The organism is Microbacterium sp. NPDC090014, assembly GCF_044748285.1.
Classification (GTDB): Bacteria; Actinomycetota; Actinomycetes; order Actinomycetales; family Microbacteriaceae; genus Microbacterium.
The window spans coordinates 1622467-1648700 of record NZ_JBIVFS010000001.1 but is presented as its reverse complement, the minus strand read 5'-3'; the positions used below and the strand labels follow the sequence as shown (position 1 = coordinate 1648700).

The following is a 26234-nucleotide window of genomic DNA, read 5'->3' as shown; positions in this document are numbered from 1 at the left end:
GCGGCTTCTGTCTGTCTCAGCTGTGTTCAGCCCTGGTAGCGCGGGAACGCGGAGCGGCCGGCGAAGACAGCCGCGTCGCCCAGCTCTTCCTCGATGCGCAGAAGCTGATTGTACTTCGCGACGCGCTCGCTGCGAGCAGGCGCACCCGCCTTGATCTGACCCGCGTTCGTCGCGACCACGAGGTCGGCGATCGTCGTGTCCTCGGTCTCACCCGAGCGGTGCGACAGCATGGCGGTGTAACCCGAGCGCTGTGCCAGGCTGACCGCGTCGAACGTCTCGGTGAGCGTTCCGATCTGGTTGACCTTCACGAGCAGCGAGTTGGCGACGCCGCGCTTGATGCCGTCAGCCAGACGCGTCGGGTTCGTGACGAACAGGTCGTCTCCGACGAGCTGGACCTTCGAGCCGAGAGCGTCGGTGAGGAGCTTCCAGTTGTCCCAGTCGTCCTCGGCGAGGGCGTCCTCGATCGTGACGATCGGGAAGTCGTTGACCAGACCCTGGTAGTACTCGATCAGCTCGGGGCCGGTCCAGTCCTTGTTGTCGAGGCGGTACACGCCGTCGCTGAAGAACTCGGTCGCTGCGACGTCGAGGCCGAGCGCGATCTCGGTGCCCGGCTTGAAGCCGGCCTTCTCGATCGCCTTGACGAGGAAGTCGAGACCCTCGCGGTTGCTGGGCAGGTCGGGGGCGAAGCCGCCCTCGTCGCCGAGGCCCGTCGCATAGCCGGCGGCCTTCAGCTCGCCGCGCAGCACGTGGTAGGTCTCGACACCCCAGCGAAGCGCCTCGGAGTACGTCTCGGCGCCGATCGGCGCGAGGAAGAACTCCTGCATGTCGATGCCGTTGTCGGCGTGCTCGCCGCCGTTGATCACGTTGAAGAGCGGCACGGGCAGCACGTGCGCGTTGGGGCCGCCCAGGTAGCGGAACAGGGGCAGATCGGCCGAGTCGGCCGCGGCCTTCGCGACGGCGAGGCTGACGCCGAGGATCGCGTTGGCGCCGGTGCGCTGCTTGTTCTCGGTGCCGTCGGTCTCGATCAGGATCTCGTCGACGATGCGCTGCTCGCTCGCCTCGATGCCCTCGAGCGCCGGTCCGAGCTCGTCGATGATGGCGTCGACGGCCTTGAGCACGCCCTTGCCGCCATAACGGCTCTTGTCGCCGTCGCGCAGCTCGTACGCCTCGAATGCGCCGGTGGATGCACCCGACGGGACGGCTGCCCGCTGGACTACGCCGTCGTCGAGGAGCACCTCCACCTCAACGGTCGGGTTTCCGCGCGAGTCGAGAATCTCGCGTGCGCCTACAGCCTCGATCAGTGCCACTGATGTGCTCCTTGCTCAGAGAAAAGGTGTGTGGAGCGTCGTCGATCCGCGCCCAGTCTAGCCCGCCGAACCTCAGCACCCGGGTCGGGGTCGGAGGTTCACACGACGACAGCGAGCGCGACGCCATCCCAGCCTTTGACACCGACCGTCTGCAGCGCGGTGGCGTCGAAGCGCGGGTCCTCGCCCAGCATCCGCAGTGCATCCCTGGTGCCGACGACCTTGGGGTCGGCCGCATCGTCGCGCACGATCTCACCCTCCCGTCCGATGTTGTCGAGCACGATCACGGTTCCGGGATGGCCCAGTTTCGCGGCCCAGTCGAGGTAGACCGTGTTCGACTCCTTGTCGGCGTCGATGAAGACCAGGTCGAAGCCGCCGACCAGCGTGGGGAGCACGTCGGCACCTCGGCCGATCCGGATGTCGACGCGGTCTCCGACGCCGGCGGCATCGATGCTCGCGCGGGCCACGGCGGCGTTGTCCGCTTCGGCCTCGACGGTGATCACGCGCCCCTCGGGACCCACCGCCCGTGCGAGCCAGATCGTCGAGTACCCGCCGAGCGTCCCGATCTCCAGCACGCGGCGAGCGCCGCTGATGCGGGCGAGGAGGTTGAGGAGCTTGCCGCCGACCGGCGCGACCTCGATCTCGGGAAGACCGGCATCGTGCTGAGCGGCCAGCGCCGCCTCCAGCTGCGGATCATGACCGACGAGGAGATCAGCGAGATAGGCGTCGGCATTCGACCAGGCGGCGGGAGTGGATTCCATGCCCTCAGCAAACCGTGAGCCCCGAAGAGCGTCAAGAGGGTTGCGGACCCCTCCCGGCTCGGGGAGCGGACAGCAGCCGCCCGGGCGCGCCCGCGAGCTCGGGCTGACGACGGAACTCGCCCGTGAGGGCCAATGCGGCGATCACCGCCGCCGCGACGATCCATCCCGCGACGCCGAGAGGTCCGGCGAGTGCGAGATCGGGCTGCGATGCGGCGAAGATGAGGACGAGTCCGGCGGCCGCGTTCAGCGAGCCGTGCGCGAGGACGGCGGGCCAGACCGATGCGGAGCGCAGACGCAGCCAGCCCAGCAGCACACCCCAGGCCATGCAGCCGCCGATCATGAACAGCACGCCGGTGATGTCGGTGCGCCCGAAGTTGTAGCCCAGCAGGATCACCGGGCTGTGCCAGAAGCCCCAGATCGCTCCGCTGATGAGGAGTGCCGGCCACGTGCCGAGCGGTCGCAGGGCCGGGACGAGCCACCCGCGCCAGCCGAGTTCTTCGCCGAACGCCAGCACACTGTTGATCAGGGCGCCGACAGGGATCATCACGATCTGCGAGATCACGATGAGCTCGATCGGGGGCATCGGCGCACCGGCGGGCAGCGACCTCGCGATCTCAGCGGAGAACGCCGAGAACGTCGGGTCGAGCTGCACCCATCCGAAGGCCGCCGCGACCACGATGCCGAGCGCGACGAGAACCGGAGGGACGAGCCAGCCCGCCACCATCAGCCAGACGACCCGCCTGGCCGGGCGCAGGGGCCAGATGCCCAGGAAGCGGAGCCGCTCCCCCGGTGCCGGCACACGCAGGGCGAGGGTGACCACGAGCGCGGCGAGAGCGGGGGTCAGCATCATCACGGGCAGCAGGAACCAGGTGCTGGGCTCGGCGAGGCCGTCGCCCAGCCACAGCGGCAGGGCGACGAGCCAGGCGAGCCCGCACGCGAGCGCGACGAAGAGGACGACGGATGCGGCTCTGAGGCGGGTCATGGATTGACTCCCGGTTCGGTGTCGATGTGCTGTTCGGTGTCGATGTGCTGTTCGGTGTCGATGTGCGGAGCGATCATCGGGATGCTGCGGAAGCGAGGACGGATGCCGCTGTGGAGGCGTCATCGACGGTGACGACGAACACGCGACCGTCTGTGCGGGTGATCTCGAGGGCCTCACCGGTGCGCAGCACGAATCCGCGCCGCCCGTCGGTGCCGATTCGGTAGCCCCAGCCGCCGAACTCGGCGAACGGGTCGACCTGCACCGCGCGAGCGCTGGCGATGTCGGCCGCGGCGATCTCGAGACGCGGCCATCCGGCGACGGAGCGCACCCGAAGGCCAGCGGTGCTCGCCCGCACCCGGAACGACAGACCGGTCGCCACGACGATGACGAGGACCACAGTGATGCCCGCCACGATCCACCCGGCGGCGATGCCCCGGGCGAGCAGCAGCACGCTCACGGCGACCGTGAAGAAGACGCTGATCCCGAGGACGACCTGGCCACTGCGGGCCACGTTCACGGTCTTCATCCACACGGCGCGCTCGTGGTCGGCGAGAGGGAGAGGTGCCGCCGGATCCGCGGACGCGACGGACGCGACGGGCACCTTCGGCTGCGCGAACCATCCGATCACCCCGAGGCCGGCGGCGATCGCGACGATGACCGGCACCCAGGGGGTGATGTCGGGCGCCTCGTTCGCATCGGAGAGCCCTCGCTGGGAGCCGGTCGTCGTGATCGCGAGCATGGACATCAGGCCCGCCATCGCGAGGCCGGCCGCTCCGAGCAGACGGGCGGTCGTCGACCACTGCGACTGAGGAAGCGGCCCGCCCGAGCCCCGTGGGGGCAGCCTGTGCGAGACCAGGACGATGATCGCGAACATCGCCACGATCCCTCCGCCCAGGCCGATCAGCATGACCAGTGGCGTCCACCGCGGCGCGAAGCCATCGGCCCCGTCGAGGCCCCAGTGGATCGCCGCAGGATCGGGGATGTCGGGCAGCCACGCCAGGACGATGACGGCGGCGAGCACGATCAGAGCGGCGGGGACGATGACCCCGACCCACCAGAAGGCGGTGCGGGCGCGGCGGATCTCGGGGGTCATGCGTCGGTCTCCTTGATGAGCGCGGCCAGTGTCGAGGAAGAGAGTCCTAGGGATGCGGCGCGGGCGACGAGCGCGGCGATGTCCTGTGAGAGCTCGGCGAGCGGAGATGCAGCAGCGGACACCACCGCTCCCCTGCCACGGCGCAGATCGATCAGCCCCTCGTCGCGCAGCTGCTGATAGGCACGGAGCACGGTGTGCAGGTTGATCTCGAGCGCCTCGGCGAGTTCACGGGCGGCAGGCAGCCGGTCACCCGGCACGAGACGTCCGGCGAGGACATCGGCGCGAACGGATGCCGCGACCTGATCGAAGAGCGGCCGAGCGCTGTCGGCGTCGATGCGGATCAGCATCCCGTCCTCCAATCTTCTAGTAGTTCTACATAAACTATAACAACTGTCGCAACCCTCCAGCGAGCTTTGTCCGGATGAGGCCGTCGGCCACACTGACCTCATGCGCATCACTCCCCGTCGTCTCGCCACGGGCATGAGCCTGTGGGTCCCCAATCTGTTCAGCGGCATCCGCATCCGCCGCTTCAGCGAGGACTGGACGCACGCCACGGTCGAGCTGCACGTCAACGTGTTCACCCGCAATTACGTGAAGACGGCATTCGGCGGCTCGATGTCCGCGATGACGGACCCGTACTTCTTCATGCTCGTGATGCATCAGCTCGGTCGGGACTATGTCGTCTGGGACACCCGGGGCGAGATCGAGTTCGTCAAGCCCGGGCGCGGGGTGCTGACCGCCGAGTTCGAGGTCAGCCGCGAGCGGGCCGAGGAGATCCGCGAGCGGGCGCACGGCGGTGCGAAGGTGCTCGAGTGGTTCGAGACCGTCATCACCGACCGCGACGGAGACGTCGTCGCCAGAGTCCGCCGACAGGTCTACATCCGCGAGAAGCAGCGCGTCACCGCCGCTCGGAGCTGACGGCGACGGCGATACCGGACGTTCACCCGGACGTGCCACGATGACGGGATGCCTCTCGCCCGCCGCCTGACACTGGTCGACGCCGTCGCGATCGGTCTCGGTTCGATGATCGGCGCCGGCGTGTTCTCCGTGTGGGCACCGGCCATGGGAGTCGCCGGAAGCGGCATCCTGATCGCCCTGGCGATCGCCGCGATCGTCGCCTACTGCAACGCGACCGCCTCGGCGCAGCTCGCCGCGGCGCATCCCGTCGCCGGCGGCACCTACGCGTACGCCCGCGCAGAGATCGGCCCGTGGTGGGGCTTCGTCGCCGGATGGAGCTTCGTGATCGGCAAGATCGCCAGCTGCGCGGCGATGGCCATGACCTTCGCCGCCTACGCGGCACCGGAAGGCTGGGAGGTGCCGGTCGCCGTCGCTGCCGTCGTCGCTCTCGCGGCGGTCAACTGCTTCGGCGTGACGCGAACCGCCCTCGTCACGCGCATCCTCGTCGTGTGCTCGCTGCTCGGACTCGCCGTGGTGGTCGCGGTGGGCCTCGGCGGTTCCTCGTCTACCGCCCCGGCTCCCCTTCCGGATGCCTCCGCGTACGGGGTGCTGCAGGGCGCAGGCCTGCTCTTCTTCGCGTTCGCGGGATACGCGCGCATCGCGACGATGGGCGAAGAGGTCGTCGACCCCGCCCGGACGATCCCCCGGGCGATCGCCCTGGCCCTCGGCGGCACGGTCGTCGTCTACACGCTCGTCGCGATCACGGTCGTCGTCGTGCTCGGCGGCGACGCGGTCACGAGCACCACCCCTCTCGCCGATGTCGTCACGGCCTCGGGGTGGACGGCTCTCACTCCTGTCGTCCGCGTGGCCGCGGCCGCCGCCTCGCTCGGAGCTCTGCTCGCCCTCCTGACCGGCATCGGTCGCACCACACTGGCGATGGCCCGCGAAGAGGATCTGCCGCGCTTCCTCGCGAAGGTCGACGAGCGTTGGCACGTACCCCGTCGGGCCGAGATCACGATCGCGGTCATCATCGTGATGATCGTGCTCGTCGCCGATCTGCGCGACGCGATCGGCTTCTCCTCGTTCGGTGTGCTGCTGTACTACCTCATCGCCAATGCGGCGGCATTCCGCCAGCGCACTGCGGCTCGCCGCTATCCGCGGGTGCTGCAGGTCGTCGGTGCGCTCGGGTGCCTCGTGCTGGTGAACACGCTGCCGGTGGTGGCTTCGGTGGTGGGTACCGCGGTCGTGCTGGTCGGTGTGCTCTATCGGATGATCCGGCTGCGGCTCGCGCGCTGATCAGGGTGGCGCGGCAGCGCTCCGAACGTCCTGCGCGGAGGACGCCCGGTACGCGCGGGGCGCGATTCCGAGCACGTTCCGGAAGTCGCGGGTGAGATGGGCGTGATCCGCGTACCCCAGGTCGGCGGCGAGATCCGCCAGATCGACCGATGGGTGCAGACGCAGGTGCTCCGCGGCCTCCTGCAGCCTGCGGCGCCGGATCATGGCGGCCGGCGACACTCCGACGTGACGATGGGCGAGGCGCTGCAGCGTGCGCAGCGAGACCGCGAGTCGGGTCGCGGCCTCCTCGACCGAGTCGGCCGCGCCCTCCTCCATGAGCACCTCGACCAGCGCGTTCGCATGCCTCGCACTGTCGTCGAGGGGTCCGACCCGACGAGCGAGCCACTCCGAGAACACCGCGACGGCGCGTTCGCGATGCCCCTCCCCCGACGCCATCGCAGCACTGACCCCGTCCGCGAGCTCGGGAGCGACGACCGGCTGCTCGGAATCGACGAGTGCGGCAGGGTCGTCGATGAGGGCCGCGACAGCTGCGGGTCGCAGCAGGGCGCCCACTGCCCAGCCCGTGCCGGTCAGCTCGCGATGCGAAGCCCGTGTCGTCGCCCCGGACAGACTCACGTCACCGTTCTCGACGACGAGGTTCAGCGCCGGGTAGCCGACGATCTCCTGGCGAGACGATCGAGCGGGCTCGATGCTCCACTCGGGGATCCAGAACCACACCGCGAGGTCCCGCGCGGCGGTCGCAGGCGGCAGACGATGGAAGTCCGGCAGCCGGGCCGGATACAGCACACCGCGGGTCGCACGCATCGCTAGCCGCCGGCGAGGATCGCCACGGTGACCCGCATGGCGGACACGGTCGGTCCGAGGTCGTCGACGTCCATGCCTCGACCCTATGACCCCGGCGCACGATCGTGTCGCGCAAGTTCAAGCGCGCGTCTGCGACTGCTCTTTACTGTGGCTGCATGAGCACCGAGAACAGGACCGGCGTGACCGGCGAGCACACGACGGACGGCCGACCGAACAGCGCGACCTCCCTCACTCCCTTCCTCGCGGTCCCCCGGGCGCGGGAGGCGATCGAGTTCTACCGGGACGTCTTCGGCGCTCGCGTCATCGATGTCACGGAGTTCGGCGGTGTCGTCGCCCATGCGGACCTCGACTTCGGGTTCGGCCACCTGCAGCTGGGCGAGCCGAGCCCCGACTATCATCTGGTCTCTGCGCCGTCGGGAGACGACGACTGCTACTCGATGGGACTCTATGTCTCGGACGTCGACGCCGTCGTCGAGCGTGCCGTCGCCGCGGGCGCAACCGTGCGCGAGGCTCCGTCGGCGTTCGTGTCGGGAGACCGATTCGCCAGCATCCGGGATCCGTTCGGCGTGCGATGGTCGGTGATGACCCGGGTCGAAGACCTCTCGGACGAGGAGAGCGCACGGCGGGTCGCCGACTGGGCGGCGTCCTTCAGTGCTGCCCCGTCTGACGGCGCGAGCTGAGCGCGGTCTCGGCAGCCCGACACGCGGCCGGGAGCAGTGCCTCCGCCGTGCGCCGATAGCCGAGCGGACTCGGGTGGAAGCGATCGAGGCTGAACATCGCCTCCGGATCGTCGAAGAACATCGGGCCGACGGCGCGGCGGAGGTCGACGGGGTGCGCGCCCTCGGCACGAGCGGTCTCGGCCTGTACCCTGGCGAGTCGACGGGACATGCTCGACATCAGGCGCCGCAGAGGCTGCGGTACGGGGCGGAGGGCTCCGAGATCGGGACAGGTGCCGACCACGACCTCCGTACCCCGAGCACGCAGCCGTCGGACGGCCTCCCGCAGGTGCTGCGTCGAGACGGCGACGGGGATGCGGTGCGTCACGTCGTTGCCCCCGACCACGATCACGGCGACATGCGGGGCGTAGTCCTCGGGCAGCGCGTCGAGCTGGGCGGCGAGGTCGGGCGATTCGGACCCGACGACGGCGGCCGTGCGCAGATGGACCGGTCGTCGCATCCGTCGCGCCAGACCCTTGGCGAGTCGTCCGCCCAGTGTCTCCTTGCGCCGCTCGGCGCCGAGGCCCGCCGCCAGCGAGTCTCCGAGCACGAGCAGATCGATCGGCATGCCGTCGAGCGAACGACGCCAGACGCGGTCGGCGTCGATCGACTCCTCACCGAGCGGCTTGCCGATGCGTCGACGTGCGATCGCGGCCTGTCGGGTGAGGACGACCCGGATTCCGGCGGTGGCCACCGCGGTGGCGACACCCACCGCCGCGACGGCGACGAACGGCGGTCGGCTCATGTCCCGATTCGACCGGAACGGCGTGAACGCCGAGTGAACGGCATCCGACGAACTCAGGAGAGGGGCTTGAGCTCCAGCTCCGAGGTGCCCGACGAGACGGTCGCGAACTCCGTGTATCCGTCGGCGGCCGAGCGCTCGAGCAGGGCTTTCACGTTCTTCGTGCGTCGTTCCAGCCGCACTCGCGCCCCGGAGCCCACGAGACCCGCCTTGTGCATGACGAGCTCGGCGACCGGCACGTCGGCGTCGTGGATGAGCACGACGGCGCGCTCGCCGGCATCCGCGCCCGCCGTCACGAGGTCGACGAGGCGCTCGAAGCCCAGCGAGAACCCGACGGCAGGGACCTGCTGGCCGAGGAAGCGGCCGATCATGCCGTCATAGCGACCGCCGCCGCCGAGCGAGTACGACACCGAAGGGTGGGCCAGCTCGAAGATCGTGCCCGTGTAGTAGCCCATGCCGCGCACGAGGAACGGGTCGAAGACCAGCGGGATGTCGGTCGCGCCTCGGCCGGCGGCGACGGCCTCGCCGATCGCGACGAGGTGTCCGACGATCTCGTCGGGGGCACCGTCGGGAAGCGCCTTGCGGATCTGACGTTCGCCGAAGGGGTTGTACTCCATGGTCTGCGGGCGCAGGAGGAAGGCTTCGAACGCGTCGACGGCCGATGGCGCCGAACCGCGCTCGCGCAGCTCGGCGGCGACGCCGTCGGGCCCGATCTTGTCGAGCTTGTCGATCGTGATGAGGACGCCGGGACGTTCGTCGCCCGTGAAGCCGAAGCTGTCGAGCATCCAGTCCAGCGCACGGCGGTCGTTGATGCGCACGGTGGCGCCCTCGAGACCCAGTGCGTCGACCGCATCGAGCGAGGCGACCATGAGCTCGGCCTCCGCGCGCGAGGAGTCGTCGCCGATGATGTCGATGTCGCACTGCACGAACTGGCGGTAGCGCCCCTTCTGCGGTCGCTCAGCACGCCAGACCGGACCGATCTGGATCGCGCGGAACACACCGGGGAGCTGAGCGCGATTGCTCGCGTAGAAGCGCGCGAGCGGAACCGTGAGGTCGTATCGCAGACCGAGGTCGGCCAGGGCGCCCTGGTCGTCGGCGGCGTCGCGGATGGCATCCGCATCGAGGCCGCGGCGCAGCACGTTGTAGGCGAGCTTCTCGTTGTCGCCGCCGATGCCGGCGTGCAGTCGCGAGTACTCCTCGAGCGCCGGGGTCTCGATCTCGTCGAACCCGTGCGAGCGGTAACGATCACGGATCACGGAGAGGACGCGCTCGCGGCGAGCCTTGTCGGCGGGGAGGATGTCGCGCATTCCGCGCGGCGGGTTCACAGTAGCCACGCCTCCATCTTTCCAGGTCGGCGGGCCAGGCCGTGGACTCAGGCTTCGGATTCCGCCTCGCGGACCTCGGCCTCGACCGCTCGGAGCCGTTCGCGCAGCGCTCGTTCGGCATCCCAGCCCTCGGCGCGCGCGACCGCCACGAGGCGGAGAAGTGCGTCGCCGAGCTCTGCTTCCGAGGAGGGCGCCGGTCCAGCCCCGTCCGCATCGGCCCGGGCGACGACGACGCCGGCCCCCTCGGCTCGACCGGCGACCTTCTGTGCCAGCGCGAGCGCCGGCATACCGCGCGGGATCCCGTCGAGGACGCTGCGTCTCGCGCGTTTCTCCGCCGCCTTCGCGGCGTTCCAGTGCACCAGGACCTCTTCAGGGGTCGTCGCGACCTCGTCCGCGAAGACGTGAGGATGCCGCCGCACCATCTTCTCGGTGAGCGTGGCCGCGACATCGTCGATGTCGAACGGGTCGTCGGGGTCCTGCGCGGCGATCGCGGCGTGGAACAGCACCTGCCAGAGCAGGTCGCCGAGCTCCTCACGCAGGTCGGCCCGTGAGCCGTCCTCGACGGCGTCGATCACCTCGTGCGACTCCTCGATGAGATACGGCACGAGATCACGATGGGTGATCTGCTGCGACCAGACGCAGCGATCCCGGACCTCGCGCATCGTCTCGGCTGCGGCGCGCAGCGGGTCGCGGGCGGGCTCTGCACTCACCGGTCCTCCTTCGAACGCCACTCGGGTCGCCTCGCGGTCACGAGGTCACGGCGCCCCGTCGTCGGTACGTACGGGCGCGGAGTGACACGATCACACCCGAGAGCACGAGAGCCACGAGCGAGCCGACGAGCACACCGAGGATGGCCTGATCGCGGGTGCCGGCGTCGTCCGCGAAGGCGAGGTTGGCGAGCAGAAGCGAGACGGTGAAGCCGATGCCGCCCAGCGCGCCGGCGGCGAAGATGTCGGCGAACGGCAGGGCCGGCGCCGCGCCTCGGGGCCGGATCCGCATCGCGAGCCACCCGAACAGGGAGATGCCGATGATCTTTCCGACGGGCAGCGCCACGACGATCCCCCAGAAGGCGGGAGAGAGCTCCGACGGTGCGAGGGCGGGGATCACCACGAAGGCGGCGACGAACGCGAAGATCGGCAGGATCGCGCCGTTCACGGTCGGTTCGAGCACGTGCCTGGTGCGCGCGGCAGGAACGGGCGACATCACGAGCCCGAGCATCACGCCGGCGATGGTGGCGTGGATGCCCGACGAGGCCACCAGGCCCCAGGCGACGACGCCGACGATGATCATCGCGACGGCCACCGCCGGATGCCCCTTGGCGTGGAGCAGTCTGCTGAGCAGCCAGAACGCGACGACGGCGGCGACGGCGAGCGCGAGGAACAGCCACTGCACGTCGTGCGCGAAGAGGACCGCGATGAAGATGATGCCGATGATGTCGTCGAGGATCGCGAGCGCGAGCAGGAAGACGCGGACGTTCGACGGAAGCCCCCGTCCGAACATCGCGAGCACGCCGAGCGCGAAGGCGATGTCGGTCGCCGTCGGGATGGGCCAGCCCGTGGCGGTCGCGGAGTCGCCCGCGATGAGCAGATAGACAGCGATCGGCACCAGCACACCGCCGGCGGCGGCGATGGCCGGCTGCACGGCCTTGCTGGGCGAATCGAGCTCGCCGTGGGTGAGCTCGTGCCGCAGCTCGATCGCCACCACGAGGAAGAACACGGCGAGAAGACCGTCGGACACCCAGTGCTCGATCGAGAGGTCGAGCACTGTGCCGGGCACGGCGATGTGGAAGTCGAGCACCGCGGCGAGCGCATCATGCGAGGGAAGATTCGCCAGCAGGATGCCGAGCCCTGCCGCGACGAGGAGCAGGACAGCAGGGAACTGCTGGCCACGGAGAGGGTTCGCGGAGATGCGCATCGCCCCCATGGTAGTTGCGAGCGCCCCGCACGTCTCACATCGTCATGCGTTCAGAGCACGACCCCGACCCGGGATACTCTCGAACGGTGACCCCCGAACACGCCTTCCCCGAGCCCACTGACACCTCGGCCATCCGCATCATCGGCCGTTTCGAAGCGGGCCGCGGCATTCCGGATGCCATGCGCACCGACGTCAGAATGCTCGGTGCCCTTCTCGGCCAGGTACTGCGCGAAGCAGGCGGCGACGACCTCTTCGAGGACGTCGAGCGGCTGCGGCTGGCGACGATCCAGGCCTATGACGAAGAGACCTCCGACGCCTTCGATCGGGCGGCCGCGATCGCCGAGTCGTTCAGCATCGTGCGCGCCGACGAGGTCGCCCGGGCGTTCACCTGCTACTTCCACCTCGTCAATCTCGCCGAGGAGCACCAGCGCGTGCGGGTGCTCCGTGAGCGCGCCGGCCAGCCGGGCCGCGAGGATGCGGCCGACACCGTCGCCACCGCCTATGCGCGTCTGAAGACCGAGGTCGGTGACGACGAGGCGCTCCGCCGTCTCGAGGGCCTGCGCTTCCACCCGGTGTTCACCGCCCACCCGACCGAGGCACGCCGTCGCGCGGTGTCGTCGAGCATCCGCCGCCTCTCCGAGCTGCTCACCCAGCACGACGCCGCGAGCGAGGGCGGGTCGGAGGAGCACCGCGCGCGCCGGAGGATGCTGGAGGAGATCGACACCCTCTGGCGCACCGCGCCGCTCCGCGCCGAGAAGCCCTCGCCGACCGACGAGGTGCGCACGGTCATGGGTGTGTTCGACGAGACCCTGTTCACCACCGTGCCGCACGTGTACCGGCGCATCGACGACGCACTCCGCGGCGACGACTCCGGCTCGAGCGCTCCGGTCGTGCCCGCGTTCGTGCGCATCGGGTCCTGGGTCGGCGGCGACCGCGACGGCAACCCGTTCGTGACCGCATCCGTCACCCGTGAGGCGTCACAGATCGCCTCCGACCACGTGCTGCGGGGGCTGGAGCGCGCACTCGAGCGCATCGGCCGCGCCCTCACGCTGGACGCCGAGGACACCCCTGCGAGCGCCGGAGTCACGGCGCTGTGGGAGGCCTTCGCCGCCGCTGAGCCGCGCGTCGCCGAGGAGCTGGGCGCCCGCTCCCCCGGTGAGCCGCACCGCCGCGTGCTGCTCGCCCTCGCCCACCGTGTCGCGGCCACCCGCCGTGGCGAGGAGCAGCGCTACTCGCGCCCCGAGGAGCTGCTCGACGACCTGCGCACGGTGCAGTCGTCGCTGGCGGATGCGGGCGCGAAGCGCCATGCGTTCGGCGGCGTGCAGCACCTCATCTGGCAGGTGGAGACCTACGGCTTCCATCTGACCGAGCTCGAGGTGCGTCAGCACTCGCAGGTGCACCGCAAGGCGCTCTCGGAGCTCTCCAGCGGCGACGCGATCAGCGCGCAGACCGAGGAGGTGCTCGAGGTCTTCCGCGTGATCGCCGAGATCCAGCGCGACCGCGGCCTGCGGGCTGCCGGCCGCTATGTCGTGTCGTTCACTCAGTCGGCGTCCGACCTCGCGAACGTGTATGCGCTCGCGAGGCACGCGCTGGGCGACGACGCCCCCGTGCTCGACGTCGTTCCCCTGTTCGAGACCTTCGCCGACCTGCAGGCGGCGCCCGCCATCCTCGCGGAGGCCGTGACGTTCCCGGAGTTCCAGGAACGCCTCGCCGCGACGGGCAACCGGCTCGAGGTCATGCTCGGCTACTCCGACTCGTCGAAGGACGTCGGCCCGGTCGCCGCGAACCTCGCCCTGTACGAGGCGCAGGAGAAGATCGCGCAGTGGGCCAAGGACTCCGACATCGAACTGACCCTGTTCCATGGTCGCGGCGGTGCTCTGGGCCGAGGCGGCGGACCCGCCAACTCGGCCATCCTCGCTCAGCCACCGCACTCGGTCGACGGTCGCTTCAAGCTCACCGAGCAGGGCGAGGTCATCTTCGCGCGCTACGGCGAGCCGGCCATCGCGATGCGCCACATCGATCAGGTCGCCGCGGCGACGCTGCTCGCCTCGTCTCCGTCCGTCGAGAAGCACACGAGCGACGCCGCCGCACGCTTCGCCGACATCGCCGCTGTCATGGACACCTCGTCGCGCGAGCGATTCTTCTCCCTCGTCAAGGCGGAGGGTTTCGCCCCCTGGTTCGCCACGGTCACCCCTCTCGAGGAGATCGGCCTGCTCGCCCTGGGCTCCCGTCCGGCTCGACGCGGACTGTCGGTCGAGTCGCTGGAAGACCTGCGCGCGATCCCGTGGGTCTTCGCCTGGACCCAGGCCCGCATCAACCTCGCCGGCTGGTTCGGACTCGGAACCGCTCTCGCCGCCGTCGGCGACGAGGCCCGTCTCGCCGAGGCCTATCGCGACTGGCCGCTGCTGCGCACCATGATCGACAACGTCGCCATGAGCCTCGCGAAGACCGATGAGCGCATCGCCCGCCAATACCTCGCCCTCGGCGATCGGGACGATCTCGCGCAGCTCGTGCTCGACGAGCTGTCGCTGACGCGCGAGTGGGTCATCCGTCTCACCGGCGGCGTGGGCCTGCTCGAGAACAAGCCGATCCTGCAGCGCGCCGTGCAGCTGCGCACTCCGTACGTCGACGCCCTGTCGCTGCTGCAGCTGCGCGCCCTCCGCGCGCTGCGCGACCCGGCCGAGGCGACCGGCTCGGGTGCCGACGACGAGCAGCGGCGACTGCTGCTGCTCTCGGTGAGCGGCGTCGCGGCGGGCCTCCAGAACACCGGGTGACCCCCGCGTCGTCGTCCCCGATCAAGCGCCTGCCGGTGTGAAGGTGCTCACCTCGGCGTGCCCGCTAGAGTGAAAACTTCGCCGTATCCGGCGCACCCTCACGCGACACGATCGCACGCAGCACCATCCCCCGATCAGAAAGCACTTTCGCGTGACCTCTCCGTCTTCCGTCGACTTCCATCCGCTCGCCGCCGACGTGCAGCCCGTGTTCGACACGGTGCTCGCCCGCAGCCCGCACGAGCCCGAGTTCCAGCAGGCCGTGAACGAGGTGCTGAACTCGATCGCACCGGTACTCGCGCGCAACCCGCAGTACGTCGACGGCGGCATCCTCGAGCGTCTGGTGGAGCCGGAGCGGCAGATCCTGTTCCGCGTGCCGTGGGTCGACGATGCCGGGCGTCTGCAGGTCAACCGCGGCTACCGCATCCAGTTCTCCTCGGTGCTCGGACCGTACAAGGGCGGCCTGCGCTTCCACCCGTCGGTCAACCTGTCGATCATCAAGTTCCTCGGGTTCGAGCAGATCTTCAAGAACGCGCTGACAGGCCAGGGCATCGGCGGCGGCAAGGGCGGATCCGACTTCGACCCGCACGGCAGGTCGGATGCCGAGATCATGCGCTTCTGCCAGTCGTTCATGAACGAGCTCTACCGTCACCTCGGCGAGCACACCGACGTCCCCGCCGGCGACATCGGCGTCGGCGGTCGCGAGATCGGCTACCTGTTCGGCCAGTACCGCAAGATCACCAACCGCCACGAGTCCGGCATGTTCACCGGCAAGGGCACCGGCTGGGGTGGCGCAGAGGTGCGCACCGAGGCGACCGGCTATGGCGCGGTGTTCTTCGCACAGGAGATGCTCGGCGTGCACAGCGACTCGCTCGACGGCAAGCGCGTCGGCGTCTCGGGCTCGGGCAACGTCGCGATCTACGCGATCCAGAAGGCATCCCAGCTCGGCGCGACCGCCGTCACGGCATCCGACTCGTCGGGGTACGTCGTCGACGACGCCGGCATCGACGTCGACCTGCTGCGCCAGATCAAGGAGGTCGAGCGCGCGCGCATCGTCGAGTACGCCCACCGTCGCCCCGGCGCCCGATTCATCGAAGGCGGCAGCGTCTGGGAGGTCCCGGTCGACATCGCCGTGCCGTCGGCGACCCAGAACGAACTCGACCTCCACGCCGCCGAGACCCTGATCGCCAACGGCGTGCGAGCGGTCTCGGAGGGCGCGAACATGCCCTGCGTCCCCGCTGCCGTCGATGCGTTCCAGAGCGCCGGAGTCCTCTTCGCGCCGGGCAAGGCCGCGAACGCGGGAGGCGTCGCCACCTCCGCTCTCGAGATGAGCCAGAACGCGTCTCGCCAGCGGTGGAGCTTCGACGCGAGCGAGAACAAGCTGCGCGAGATCATGGCGGACATCCACCGCGCCGCGTTCGACGCCGCGGAGCGCTACGACGTGTCCGGCGACTATGTCGCCGGGGCGAACATCGCGGGCTTCGAGCGCGTCGCGGGCGCGATGCTCGCCCAGGGCGTGATCTGACCGGAGTCGCACCCACTGCGCACGACACAAGAGCCGCCTCCCTCCCGGGCAGGCGGCTCTTGCGCGTTCTCGACGCCTGAGGTGCTCAGTTCTCGTCGACCGGCACCTTCACGACCTTGTTGAACCCGGTCACCGCCTGGTTCTCATCGAACGCGACCACCTTCTTGCGGAACCCCTTCGTGATCACGGCGAGGTAGATCAGGCCGAGAGCGGTCCAGATGAGTCCCCCTGTCAGGGCGTCGGAGTGCAGGTTCACCCACAGCAGACCCGTGAGGAGCATGCCGATGCCCGGCATCACGATGTACGAGAAGATGTCGCGCGGTGTGTGGCGCCGCCCCTTGCGCACGGCGAACCAGGCGATCACCGAGATGTTGACGAAGGTGAACGCGATCAGGGCGCCGTAGTTGATCCACGCCGCGATCAGCTCGAGGGTGAACGGGATCGCGAGCAGCGAGATCGCGCCGACCAGCACGATGTTGAAGGTGGGCGTGTGGGTGCGCGGGTTGATGTAGCCGAAGGCCTTCTGCGGAAGGACGTTGTTGCGACCCATCACGAGCAGCATCCGCGAGACGGATGCGTGCGAGGCGAGACCCGAGGCGAGCGTGGCGCAGAAGCCCGCGGCGGTCAGCACGGCCATGAGCACGTTGCCCCCGACCAGGTTTCCGATGATCGGCAGCGTCGAATCCTCGACGTACTGCATGTCGCCACCGGGTGCGAACTCGTTCCAGTCGGGGAAGCGCAGCTGCGTGACGTACGCGGCGACGAGGAAGATCGCGCCGCCGAGCAGCACGGTCAGCAGGATCGCCTTGGGCATCGTCTTCGGATCCTTCGCCTCCTCGGCGTACATCGTCACGGCGTCGAACCCGATGAACGAGAAGCAGACGATCGTCGCGCCCATGAGCACCGCGCCGATCGTCGCACCGTCGTGGATGAAAGGCGCGGCCGACGCGATCGTGCCCGCTCCCTCGCCGCGCATCAGCTGCGCGACGACCATGACGACGAACACGACCATCACGACGATCGAGAACACGAGCAGGATCATGTTCATGTTCGAGGTGCCGCGCATCGTCATGTAGATGATGCTCGTGACGAGGATGCAGTACAGCACGACCCAGATCCAGCCGGGGATGTCGGGGAAGAGCGCTTCGAGGTAGCTGCGGATGATGAGGCAGTTGACCATCGGGAGCAGCACATAGTCGATGAGCGAGGTCCAGCCGACCATGAACCCGAGGTTCGGGTGGATCGACTCGCGGACGTATGTGTACGCAGACCCGGCGCTCGGGATGGCGCGGGAGATCTTGCCGTAGCTGATGGCGGTGAACACCATCACGACGAGGGCGACGAGGTAGGCCGCGGGGACGACGTTGTCGGTGTCGCGAGCCACCATGCCGAACGTGTCGAAGACGACGGTCGGCGTCATATAGCCGAGTCCGAGACCGACGATCGCCCAGAGGCCGAGATTGCGGCGGAGGGTTCCTCCGCCCTGCGCGAGCGGCTTCGTCTTGATGGGCGTGACCATGAGTACTCCTTCGGGAACAGCGCATGGGTCGGACTTCGGGCGGTCCGACACTGACGCTCAGTATGTACCCCGGAGATTCGTCAGCGGAAGAGCGGATCTGATTCGAAATACGCATTTAACATGCCGACAACCGACTCGATTCGAAGACCCCGCTCGATCACCAGCCCTCGGTGAGCACGCGGTCGAGCATCGCGACGACATGGTCGGCGCTCTCGACCGACAGACAGAGCGGGGGTTTGATCTTCAGCACGTTCGAGCGCTCCGAGGTGGTGAGCACGATCACGCCGAGCTCGCGAAGCCTCTCGCAGATCGCGGCCGCCTCGGCCGCCGCCGGGTGCAGGGTCTCGGGGTCGCGCACGAGCTCGACCCCGAGATACAGCCCCTGCCCGTGCACGGGCCCGACGATCGGATGCCGTTGCGCGAGTGCACGGAGCGACTCCGCCAGATGCCGACCGACGTCGAGCGCGTTGCGCTGCAGGTCGTCCTCGACCATGGCATCGAGGACCGCGAGGCCGACGCTGCTGCTGAGCGTGCTGCCACCGCCCGAGGAGAAGAACTGGCCCTGCTCGCTCAGCGCGTCGGCGATCCTCTTCGAGGTGATCACGCCGCCGATCGGGAAGCCGTTGCCCATCGGCTTCGCGATCGTGACGATGTCGGGGATCACTCCGGACTGCTCGAATCCCCAGAACGTGGATCCCATGCGCCCGAAGCCCACCTGCACCTCGTCGGCGATGCACAGGCCACCGTGTGAACGCACGAGGTCGTACGCACCGGTCAGATATCCGTCGGGAAGGACCACCCCGCCCGCGTTGCCGAGCACGGACTCGCACACGAACCCGGCCGGATCCCGGCCCTCGACGCTGAGTCGGTCGAGGTCGGCGGCGAGGTCGGCGAGGTACCGGTCCGCCGAGTCCTGGCCGCGGTGCGTGCCGCGGAACGAGTTGGGCACATCGGCGACGTGCACCCAGTCGGGACGCGTCGCGAGCGCATCAGGATTGTCATAGGCGCTGGTGGTGACCGCATCGCTCGCCATCGTCCACCCGTGATAGGCCTCTCGCAGCGCGACGACGGTTCGTCGGCCGGTGGCCGCCTGCGCGAGACTGATGCCGAGGTCCACCGCCTCCGATCCGCTGTTCACGAGCAGCACGGTGTCGAGGCCGCTCCCCTCGGGCATCAGCGCGATGAGTCGCTCGCTGTACTCGGCGAGGCCGCGGAACAGGAACCTGGAGTTCGTGGCGAGCGTCTTCAGCTGGCGGTTCGCCGCCGCCGCGACTCGCGGGTGGCCGTGGCCGAGCCCGGCGACGTTGTTCACCATGTCGATGTAGCTGCGACCGGTCGTGTCGACGAGGTGGTGCCGCCAGCCTCGCTCGATCTGCGGCGGGTGCTCGTAATAGCGCTCCTGTGCGGCCGCGAAGATGCGCTCGCGGCGCTCGAGCTCCTGACCGGCCTCGTCGCGCTGCGCGGCGGACCGGAGGCCCAGCAGCGGAGCGGGGTCCGCGGTGAAGCGACGCCAGGCCGCGACGCGTTCCGGGGTGACGAGCCGCGCGGCGATCGGCGGATTCGGCAGCGGGGAGCGGAGCGGCGGAGCATCCCCTCGCGTCAGCCCGATGACCATCGTGCGGTTCTCGAAGGATGCGGCGAGCCTGCCGATGCTCTCGCCCCTCTCGACTCTCCCGCTGCGATTCGGCTCGATGTCGGTGCCACGGAGCGCGAGCCTCCACCCGCCGTCGAGCTCGATGTGCACCCCGTCGTCGGTGATCTTCAGCTCCCCCGCGGTCGGCGCGACCAGTCGCGACGACGGACCGGGGGCGACATGCACCTCCGTCTCCACCGGCCAGGTGGCGGCCGCGCTCACGGCGTCGACGGTCGTCCGGGTGAGCCGGAAGACGCCGTAGGGAACCACGGCAGCGCGAGCACCCGCCGCGTGGGCCTCGGCCACGAGAATCGCCTCGGCATCCGGATGCGACCAGCGCCCTGCATCGAGCCCCTCGGCTTCGATGCCCGGATCGACCAGGAGGACTCGACCGTCGAGATCGGGAAGCAGCATCGACAGTTCCCGGCGGGAAGCGTCGGGTACGTCGGGAGCGTCAGGCACGTCGGGAGCGTCCCCCGGAATCTCGGCATCCGGAATCTCGGCATCCGGAGTCCCCGCATCCGGAGTCCCTGCATCCGGAGTCTCATCCGGAGTCCCTGCATCCGGAGTCCCTGCATCAGGAGTCTCATCCGGAGTCTCGGCATCCGACATCTCGAACTCCGGAGACGCGAAACCGAGCCGCGCGAGCACATGCTCGGACATCTCGGCGAGCGGAACGGCGGTCGCCGCGTCGAAGATGGCCTGCTCCCCCTCGATCCTCTCGCGGGCGTAGTCGTTGTCCCCGTCGATCGCGAGCTGACGCCAGCCGCTCGCGACGAGCAGCGCTGCTCTCAGCACGACGAGGGGCCACACCGCGACCGCCTCGTCGCGAGTGAGCGGGGCATCGGCGTGGAACGCCGCGACGGTGTCGAGTGCGCGAAGCGGGCGCTCCGGCTCATGGTGCAGCATCGACGACACGCAGACAGCCAGTTCCGCGACGCGCCAACCGAGACCCAGGTCTCCCAGATCGAGCACCGTGTGCGGATGCAGCCGCGAGTCGGCACCGCGCATTCCGGTGACGTTGTCGTCGGTCAGGTCGCCATGGATCGGCTGCACAGGCAGGCCGGCAGCGACGGTCGAGACAGCGGCGTGAGCCTCATCGGCTTTCGTGCGCACGCGCACGCGCAGTGCGGCCTCGGTCACTGCCGGGGCCAGCGCGATGATCTGCTCGTACGCGACGCGCATGTCCCACATCTGCTCACGGTCGAGCCCCGGATGCACGAGACCTGCGAGCGCGTTCACGGACGCCGCAGCCAGCGTGCCGAACTCCCCCAGGACGACGGGAGCGAGATAGCCCGCGTCGACCATCGGCTCGCCCTCAGCGAACTCGCTGCGCCGCACCGCGAATCCTCGCCAGCGCTGGGTGAGCTCACCGTCGAGCCCGGGGAGCACGGTGGGAACACGAACGCCGGCTGCGCGGTAGGCGTCGAGCGCCGCATGCTGCGCGGCTCTCGCGTCTTCGCCGAACACCGGGTTGTCGACGCGCAGCACGCTGCGTGATCCGTCCGGCTCGATCAGGACGAAGTTCCGATCCTGGTTGCTCCCGAGCTCGCTCGCCTGGGCGTCGACCCCGTAGCAGTCGCGAGCGATCAGCGCGGCGTCCTCCGTGCTGATGTCCGGTCGGACGAGCCCTGCCCCGTCACTCACCCTCGGCCCGCCGCGTGGCCGTCGGCATCGAGACGCACGTCGTCGGCATGCCGGGCCAGGGAACTGCCGTACCGCTCGGTCAGCTGAACCATCAGGTCGGGGGTGTCGCGGTCCACGCCGAAGACGTGCCCCGGGAAGTCGAGCTCGGGCTGGGCCGCGGAGATCTCCTCCTCGCGGTCGGGAGAGAGGAGCTGGACGGGATCCCCGACCGCGACCCAGCCGATCGGCACGACGGTGCCGGACGGCAGCACCGCCCGCCGGTGCACGATGGCGTTCACGCGCACCTCGCACTGGTCCCCGACCAGCGCGCCGTTGAAGATCCGGGCGCCCGACGCGAGGAAGACCTCTTCGCCGACGGTCGCACCCGCGATGCTCGCGAGGGTTCCGACGAGCGTGTGCGAGCCGATGTGCACGGCGTTCGCGGCCGTCGCCCTGATGAGCGCGTTCTCCATCACGATCACGTGCTCGCCGAGCGTGATGGGCCCGCCCTCGGCGGTGATCACGGCGCCGTGCAGCACTTGGCAGTCCGGTCCGATCGTCACGTCTCCGGAGATCACGGCGGTGGGAGCGACGACGGCGGTGTCATGGATCCGGGGCCGAGTCCCGAGGTGCTCGTACAACATGACGCCAGCGTAGTGGTGCAGCGCACGGGACGAGAAGGCCGACGGCGGCGTCCTGCTACGCTGACGCCCATGCAATGCAGGTGACTCGATCTCTCCCCCGCCTCCGGCCGCCCCTCGGCATGCCGCGGCATCCTCGATCGAAAGGCATCCTCATGCACTCCGCCGACCTTCCCCTGCTCGGACGCACCGCGCTCGTGACCGGCGTCTCGCGCAGGCGCGGCATCGGATTCGCGACCGCCACGACGCTCGCCTCCCTCGGCGCGAACGTGTTCGTCCATCACTTCCGCCCGCATGATCTCGACCACCCCTGGGGCGGCGACGATCTCGACGCCGTCCGCACCGGCATCCGGGACTCGCTCGCATCCGGAGCGGTGATGGGCGACGCCGAGGCGGATCTCCGTGACCCCGACAGCATCGAACCGCTGCTCGATGCGGCGTCCTCGCTGTCAGGACGGCTCGACATCGTCGTCTGCAATCAGGCGATGAGCGGAGGCGACGGGACGATCTTCGACATGACCGCCGACCGGCTGGACGCGCACTGGCAGGCGAACGCGCGCGCATCGCTGCTGCTCACCGCGGGCCTGGCGCGTCGAGTCCGGGTCGAGCTCGGCGGCGCGGACACCCCCGTCGCCCGCCCGGGCGACAGCATCCCCTCACTCGGCCCGTTCGAGAAGCCGACGGCGCACGTCATCTGGATGACCTCCGGTCAGGGCCACGGAGCGATGCGCGGAGAGATCTCCTATGCGACGAGCAAGGCCGCGCTCGCGGGCATCACGCGGTCGACGGCGGCGGAGCTGCTCGACGTCGGGATCGTGCTGAACACCGTCAACCCGGGCCCCGTGAACACGGGCTACCTCGATGCGGACACCACGGATCGCGATCTCTCCGGCGTCGACGAATGGATCACCGGCACGCCGTTCGGCCGAGTCGGTCGACCGGACGACCCGGCGCGGCTGATCGGCTGGCTGTGCACCGACGCCGGCTCCTGGGTGGTGGGTCAGGTGCTGACCACGGACGGCGGGTTCTCGCTGTGACGCACGCGAGGTCGCTGCGCCGCGCCTAGGCGTCGACGGTCTTCTCGGCCGAGACGGGCTCGGGGAAGATCGCGGTGAACAGCTGCCCGACCCACTCGAGCAACTCGGCCGCCTGCAGCGGTTCGAGGCCGACTCCCACGGCGGCCGGCACGGTGGGCATGGGCACCACGAGGGCCTCACCCCCGGCGACCAGCTTCGCCTTGGGATACAGCCGCTGCAGACGCACCTTGATCGAGTCCTCGAGCCGCGCCGGCGCGATGCGCAGGTTCGATCCCATGACCACCACGTCGGAGAGTCCTGCTCTGGCCGCGCGCCGGCGCAGACGTGCGACGGCGATCAGACCCTCGACCTCGTCGGGCGGGGTGCCGTAGCGGTCGGTGAGCTCGTCGATGACGAGGTCGATCGCGTCGTCCTTCGCCGTGGCCGCCGAGGCGGCGGAGAGCTTCTGGTAAGCCTCGAGACGGAGTCGCTCGCTGTCGATGTAGTGCTCCGGAATGCGCGCGTCCAAAGGCAGCTCGAGTCGCAGCTCCTGTCCCGACTCGACATCCTCGCCGCGGAACGTCGCGACGGCCTCGCCGATCATCCGAAGATAGAGATCGAATCCGACGCCGGCGATATGCCCGGCCTGCTCGCCGCCGAGCAGGTTGCCCGCGCCGCGCAGTTCGAGGTCCTTGAGCGCGACCTGCATGCCGGAGCCGAGGTCGTTGTTCACGGCGATCGTCTGGAGTCGGTCAGCCGCCGTCTCGCTCAGCGGCTTCATCTCGTCGTAGAGGAAGTAGGCGTACGCACGCTCGCGACCTCGCCCGACACGTCCGCGCAGCTGATGCAGCTGGCTGAGTCCGTACTTGTCGGCACGGTCGATGATGATCGTGTTCGCGTTCGAGATGTCGAGGCCGGTCTCGATGATCGTCGTCGAGACGAGCACGTCGAACTTGCGCTCCCAGAAGTCGTCGACGACCTGCTCGAGCGCGTGCTCGCCCATCTGACCGTGTGCGACCGCGATGCGCGCCTCGGGCACGAGCTCGGCGAGCTGTGCCGCGACCCGCTGGATCGACTGCACACGGTTGTGCACGAAGAACACCTGTCCCTCGCGCAGGATCTCGCGCCGGATCGCCGCCGCGATCTGCTTGTCGCTGCGGGGGCCGACGAACGAGAGGATCGGATGCCGGTCCTCCGGCGGGGTGGCGAGCGTCGACATCTCGCGGATGCCGGTGACCGCCATCTCGAGCGTGCGCGGGATCGGCGTCGCACTCATAGCGAGGATGTCGACGTTGGTCTTCATCTTCTTGAGGGTGTCCTTGTGCTCGACGCCGAAGCGCTGCTCCTCGTCGATGATCATCAGACCGAGGTCCTTGAACATGACCTGGTCGGTGAGGATGCGATGCGTGCCGATCACCATGTCGACCGTGCCGTCGAGCAGGCCGTCGAGCGTGAGACGAGCCTCCTTGTCGGTCTGGAAGCGGGACAGCGGCCGCACCTTGACCGGGAATCCGGCGAAGCGCTCGGTGAAGGTCTCGAGATGCTGCTTCACGAGAAGCGTGGTCGGCACCAGCATCGCGACCTGTTTGCCGTCCTGGATCGCCTTGAACGCCGCACGCACGGCGACCTCGGTCTTGCCGAACCCGACATCGCCCGAGAGCAGGCGGTCCATCGGGATCGGCCGCTCCATGTCGGCCTTGATCTCGTCGATGGTCTGCAGCTGATCGAGGGTCTCCGCGAACGGGAACGCCTCTTCGAGCTCGCGCTGCCAGGGCGTGTCCGGACCGAAGGCATGCCCCTTGGCGCTCATCCGCGCCGAATACAGCTTGACGAGCTCGACGGCGATGTCGCGCACTGCCTTGCGCGCTTTGCCCTTCGCCTGCGACCAGTCGCTGCCGCCCATCTTCGAGAGCGTGGGGCCCTCGCCGCCGACGTACTTCGAGAGCAGGTCGAGCTGGTCGGTCGGCACGTAGAGCTTGTCGCCCGGGTAGCCGCGCTTCGACGGCGCGTACTCGAGCACGAGGTAGTCGCGCACCGACTTGGTCGCATTGCGGCCCCCCGTGGAGACCTCGCGCTGCGTCATCTCGACGAAGCGGCCGATGCCGTGGGTGTTGTGCACGACGAAGTCGCCCTGTTTGAGCTGCAACGGGTCGACGACGTTCTTGCGACGCGAGGCGAGCTTCTTGACGACCCGCTGGTCGCCGCCGATGGTGCGGCCGTAGAACTCGTTGTCGGTGAGGACGGCGAGCTTCGCCTCGCCGATCTGGAAGCCGGCCTCGACGGATCCTGTGACGAGCGTCGCGACGCCGGTGTCGGGCGCCTCGATGAGCTCGGAGACGATGCGCGCGGCGATGCCACGGTCGGAGAGCACGTCGCGGGCGCGGTCGACGAGTCCGGCACCGGCGGCGATGACCACCACGCGCCACCCCTCGGCCACCTTGGCGTCGACGAACGAGATCGCGCCGTCGACGTTGCCGTGGAACGACGGGATGACCTGGGCGTCGATGGTCTCGGCATCCTCGCCGCCCATCGCGAACGGGCTCAGCCGCCACCACACGCCGCCACGGTCGCGGACGACCTCGCGCAGTCGGGCGATGGTGAGGAAGTCGCCGGCGCCGAGATCGATGGGAGCCGATGCGCCGGACGTCGCCGCGCTCCAGGCCGCATCGAGGAACTCGCGGTTCGTCTCGCCCAGCGTGATGGCCCGCGCGCTGGAGCGCTCGGGATCGACGACCGCGGTCGCGCTGCCCTCGGGCAGATACTCGGCCAGGGACTTGAGCGGACCGGACACCGCCGGGAGCAGCGACTCCATTCCCTCGACCGGAATGCCCTCTGCCATCTTCTCGAGCATGCCGGCGATCGCCGGGAAGCCGCCGATCAGCGCCCGCGCACGATCGCGCACATCGGGGGTCAGCAGCAGCTCGCGGCTCGGAGGCAGATCGACGCCGTCGACGTCGCCCGGAAGCGAGCGCTGGTCGGCGACGGAGAACGCGCGGATCTGGTCGACCTCATCGCCGAAGAACTCGACGCGGAAGGGATGTTCCGAGATCGCGGGGAAGACGTCGAGGATGCCGCCGCGCACGGCGAACTCGCCGCGACGCGACACCATGTCGACGCGCGAGTAGGCGCGCTCGACCAGCTGCTCGACGACGCGGTCGAGCTCATGACCGCGCGTGCCGGCGCGCAGCTCGAGCGGAGCGATCTCGCCGAGGTTGCCGGCGATGGGCTGGAGCGCTGCTCGCACCGAGGCGACGACGACGAGGGGGTGGTCACCCGACCACTCGGCGACGCGACGGAGGGTCTGCAGTCGCTGACCGACGGTGTCGGGGCTGGGACTCAGTCGCTCATGCGGCAGTGTCTCCCACGCGGGGAAGGTCACGACCTCGGCGTCGGGGATGTAGGCGCCGAGCGCCGCGGCGAGGCTCTCGGCGCGCCGCCCCGTGGGGACGACGGTCAGCAGCGCTGCGGGATGACCTGCGGCGCGGCGCTTCTCGAGCAGGCCGGCGAGCGCCGGCGCGTCGAGGCCGTCGACGAGGCCGAGATCGGCATCGGTCTGCGCCCAGCCGAGGGCGTCACGAAAAAGAGACGCCTCTTCCAAGGCGCGCAGAATCCCCGGAACAGTCACCGGACAAGCCTAGTCGCGGCCGCCGACACCGGGACCAGGAGCCG

General features: G+C 69.5%; 20 protein-coding genes. 6 read left to right on the top strand and 14 right to left on the bottom strand.

Annotation, left to right across the window (positions count from 1 at the left end; genetic code table 11):
• Nucleotides 1-26: 26 nt before the first annotated feature.
• From eno to ACIPV5_RS07735, 5 genes are all read right to left on the bottom strand, one after another.
• A complete protein-coding gene (gene eno, locus ACIPV5_RS07755) occupies nucleotides 27-1307 on the bottom strand; it encodes a phosphopyruvate hydratase (RefSeq protein WP_053095504.1) in 1281 nt (426 codons plus the stop codon).
• A gap of 98 nt (nucleotides 1308-1405) precedes the next feature.
• Nucleotides 1406-2065 carry an O-methyltransferase gene (locus ACIPV5_RS07750; RefSeq protein ID WP_053095503.1) on the bottom strand — a complete coding sequence of 220 codons (660 nt, stop codon included), beginning with the start codon at nucleotides 2063-2065 and terminating at the stop codon, nucleotides 1406-1408.
• 31 nt (nucleotides 2066-2096) lie between these two features.
• On the bottom strand, nucleotides 2097-3047 hold the full coding sequence (locus ACIPV5_RS07745; protein ID WP_400340627.1) for a lysostaphin resistance A-like protein: 951 nt from the start codon (nucleotides 3045-3047) through the stop codon (nucleotides 2097-2099).
• A gap of 73 nt (nucleotides 3048-3120) precedes the next feature.
• Nucleotides 3121-4140: a DUF1648 domain-containing protein gene (locus tag ACIPV5_RS07740; protein ID WP_400340625.1), complete on the bottom strand. Its 1020-nt coding sequence runs from the start codon at nucleotides 4138-4140 to the stop codon at nucleotides 3121-3123.
• Nucleotides 4137-4487, bottom strand: a complete 351-nt coding sequence (locus ACIPV5_RS07735) for a GntR family transcriptional regulator (protein WP_072590965.1) — start codon at nucleotides 4485-4487, stop codon at nucleotides 4137-4139. Before ACIPV5_RS07735 ends, ACIPV5_RS07740 begins: the two co-directional genes overlap by 4 nt.
• Nucleotides 4488-4587: 100 nt before the next feature.
• Here ACIPV5_RS07735 and ACIPV5_RS07730 point away from each other — a divergent pair, with 100 nt between their 5' ends.
• On the top strand, nucleotides 4588-5058 hold the full coding sequence (locus tag ACIPV5_RS07730) for a PaaI family thioesterase (protein WP_053095499.1): 471 nt from the start codon (nucleotides 4588-4590) through the stop codon (nucleotides 5056-5058).
• Between the two features lie 48 nt (nucleotides 5059-5106).
• Entirely contained in the window at nucleotides 5107-6333 is a 1227-nt protein-coding gene (locus ACIPV5_RS07725; protein WP_372984285.1) for an APC family permease, read from the top strand.
• Here the strand turns inward: ACIPV5_RS07725 and ACIPV5_RS07720 are convergent, their stop codons facing one another.
• Entirely contained in the window at nucleotides 6334-7137 is an 804-nt protein-coding gene (locus ACIPV5_RS07720; protein WP_072590962.1) for a helix-turn-helix domain-containing protein, read from the bottom strand.
• 155 nt (nucleotides 7138-7292) lie between these two features.
• On the opposite strand from ACIPV5_RS07720, the gene ACIPV5_RS07715 reads away from it, so the two are divergent.
• Complete coding sequence (locus ACIPV5_RS07715) at nucleotides 7293-7817, top strand: glyoxalase/bleomycin resistance/extradiol dioxygenase family protein (RefSeq protein WP_056279003.1); 525 nt, start codon at nucleotides 7293-7295, stop codon at nucleotides 7815-7817.
• Here the strand turns inward: ACIPV5_RS07715 and ACIPV5_RS07710 are convergent.
• The 4 genes from ACIPV5_RS07710 to ACIPV5_RS07695 all read right to left on the bottom strand — a co-directional run bounded on the left by ACIPV5_RS07710 (nucleotide 7786) and on the right by ACIPV5_RS07695 (nucleotide 11834).
• Entirely contained in the window at nucleotides 7786-8598 is an 813-nt protein-coding gene (locus ACIPV5_RS07710) for an SGNH/GDSL hydrolase family protein (protein ID WP_400340624.1), read from the bottom strand. The genes ACIPV5_RS07715 and ACIPV5_RS07710 overlap by 32 nt on opposite strands.
• 53 nt (nucleotides 8599-8651) lie before the next feature.
• A complete protein-coding gene (locus ACIPV5_RS07705) occupies nucleotides 8652-9902 on the bottom strand; it encodes a HisS family protein (protein ID WP_056277920.1) in 1251 nt (416 codons plus the stop codon).
• 65 nt (nucleotides 9903-9967) lie between these two features.
• Nucleotides 9968-10582 (bottom strand): MazG family protein, encoded by a 615-nt coding sequence (locus ACIPV5_RS07700; protein WP_400341253.1) that lies wholly within the window; start codon nucleotides 10580-10582, stop codon nucleotides 9968-9970.
• 85 nt (nucleotides 10583-10667) lie between these two features.
• Nucleotides 10668-11834, bottom strand: coding sequence for a Na+/H+ antiporter NhaA (locus ACIPV5_RS07695; RefSeq protein ID WP_400340622.1), 1167 nt, complete (start codon nucleotides 11832-11834; stop codon nucleotides 10668-10670).
• A gap of 86 nt (nucleotides 11835-11920) precedes the next feature.
• Between ACIPV5_RS07695 and ACIPV5_RS07690 the strand changes: the two genes are divergently transcribed.
• Complete coding sequence (locus tag ACIPV5_RS07690) at nucleotides 11921-14608, top strand: phosphoenolpyruvate carboxylase (protein WP_400340621.1); 2688 nt, start codon at nucleotides 11921-11923, stop codon at nucleotides 14606-14608.
• 151 nt (nucleotides 14609-14759) lie between these two features.
• Nucleotides 14760-16130: an NADP-specific glutamate dehydrogenase gene (gdhA, locus tag ACIPV5_RS07685; protein WP_400340619.1), complete on the top strand. Its 1371-nt coding sequence runs from the start codon at nucleotides 14760-14762 to the stop codon at nucleotides 16128-16130.
• 85 nt (nucleotides 16131-16215) lie between these two features.
• On the opposite strand, the gene ACIPV5_RS07680 is transcribed toward gdhA, so the two are convergent.
• The 3 genes from ACIPV5_RS07680 to ACIPV5_RS07670 form a co-directional block, all read right to left on the bottom strand.
• Nucleotides 16216-17649 carry an APC family permease gene (locus ACIPV5_RS07680; RefSeq protein WP_082297762.1) on the bottom strand — a complete coding sequence of 478 codons (1434 nt, stop codon included), beginning with the start codon at nucleotides 17647-17649 and terminating at the stop codon, nucleotides 16216-16218.
• Between the two features lie 157 nt (nucleotides 17650-17806).
• Nucleotides 17807-20929 carry an aminotransferase class III-fold pyridoxal phosphate-dependent enzyme gene (locus ACIPV5_RS07675; protein ID WP_400340616.1) on the bottom strand — a complete coding sequence of 1041 codons (3123 nt, stop codon included), beginning with the start codon at nucleotides 20927-20929 and terminating at the stop codon, nucleotides 17807-17809.
• Nucleotides 20926-21552, bottom strand: coding sequence for a gamma carbonic anhydrase family protein (locus tag ACIPV5_RS07670; protein ID WP_400340614.1), 627 nt, complete (start codon nucleotides 21550-21552; stop codon nucleotides 20926-20928). The genes ACIPV5_RS07675 and ACIPV5_RS07670 overlap by 4 nt, the downstream gene beginning before the upstream one ends.
• A gap of 152 nt (nucleotides 21553-21704) precedes the next feature.
• On the opposite strand from ACIPV5_RS07670, the gene ACIPV5_RS07665 reads away from it, so the two are divergent.
• Nucleotides 21705-22586 (top strand): SDR family oxidoreductase, encoded by an 882-nt coding sequence (locus ACIPV5_RS07665; protein ID WP_400340612.1) that lies wholly within the window; start codon nucleotides 21705-21707, stop codon nucleotides 22584-22586.
• A gap of 25 nt (nucleotides 22587-22611) precedes the next feature.
• Here ACIPV5_RS07665 and mfd read toward each other — a convergent pair whose 3' ends face one another.
• Complete coding sequence (gene mfd / locus ACIPV5_RS07660; protein ID WP_056277900.1) at nucleotides 22612-26190, bottom strand: transcription-repair coupling factor; 3579 nt, start codon at nucleotides 26188-26190, stop codon at nucleotides 22612-22614.
• Nucleotides 26191-26234: the final 44 nt, after the last annotated feature.

Excerpts from the sequence above, each read along its gene's own strand:
- ACIPV5_RS07750 (WP_053095503.1), bottom strand. The coding sequence starts at position 2,065 with ATGGAATCCACTCCCGCCGCCTGGTCGAATGCCGACGCCTATCTCGCT.
- ACIPV5_RS07745 (WP_400340627.1), bottom strand. The coding sequence starts at position 3,047 with ATGACCCGCCTCAGAGCCGCATCCGTCGTCCTCTTCGTCGCGCTCGCG.
- ACIPV5_RS07740 (WP_400340625.1), bottom strand. The coding sequence starts at position 4,140 with ATGACCCCCGAGATCCGCCGCGCCCGCACCGCCTTCTGGTGGGTCGGG.
- ACIPV5_RS07735 (WP_072590965.1), bottom strand. The coding sequence starts at position 4,487 with ATGCTGATCCGCATCGACGCCGACAGCGCTCGGCCGCTCTTCGATCAG.
- ACIPV5_RS07730 (WP_053095499.1), top strand. The coding sequence starts at position 4,588 with ATGCGCATCACTCCCCGTCGTCTCGCCACGGGCATGAGCCTGTGGGTC.
- ACIPV5_RS07725 (WP_372984285.1), top strand. The coding sequence starts at position 5,107 with ATGCCTCTCGCCCGCCGCCTGACACTGGTCGACGCCGTCGCGATCGGT.
- ACIPV5_RS07720 (WP_072590962.1), bottom strand. The coding sequence starts at position 7,137 with ATGCGTGCGACCCGCGGTGTGCTGTATCCGGCCCGGCTGCCGGACTTC.
- ACIPV5_RS07715 (WP_056279003.1), top strand. The coding sequence starts at position 7,293 with ATGAGCACCGAGAACAGGACCGGCGTGACCGGCGAGCACACGACGGAC.
- ACIPV5_RS07710 (WP_400340624.1), bottom strand. The coding sequence starts at position 8,598 with ATGAGCCGACCGCCGTTCGTCGCCGTCGCGGCGGTGGGTGTCGCCACC.
- ACIPV5_RS07705 (WP_056277920.1), bottom strand. The coding sequence starts at position 9,902 with ATGCGCGACATCCTCCCCGCCGACAAGGCTCGCCGCGAGCGCGTCCTC.
- ACIPV5_RS07700 (WP_400341253.1), bottom strand. The coding sequence starts at position 10,582 with ATGCGCGAGGTCCGGGATCGCTGCGTCTGGTCGCAGCAGATCACCCAT.
- ACIPV5_RS07695 (WP_400340622.1), bottom strand. The coding sequence starts at position 11,834 with ATGCGCATCTCCGCGAACCCTCTCCGTGGCCAGCAGTTCCCTGCTGTC.
- ACIPV5_RS07680 (WP_082297762.1), bottom strand. The coding sequence starts at position 17,649 with ATGGTCACGCCCATCAAGACGAAGCCGCTCGCGCAGGGCGGAGGAACC.
- ACIPV5_RS07670 (WP_400340614.1), bottom strand. The coding sequence starts at position 21,552 with ATGTTGTACGAGCACCTCGGGACTCGGCCCCGGATCCATGACACCGCC.
- ACIPV5_RS07665 (WP_400340612.1), top strand. The coding sequence starts at position 21,705 with ATGCACTCCGCCGACCTTCCCCTGCTCGGACGCACCGCGCTCGTGACC.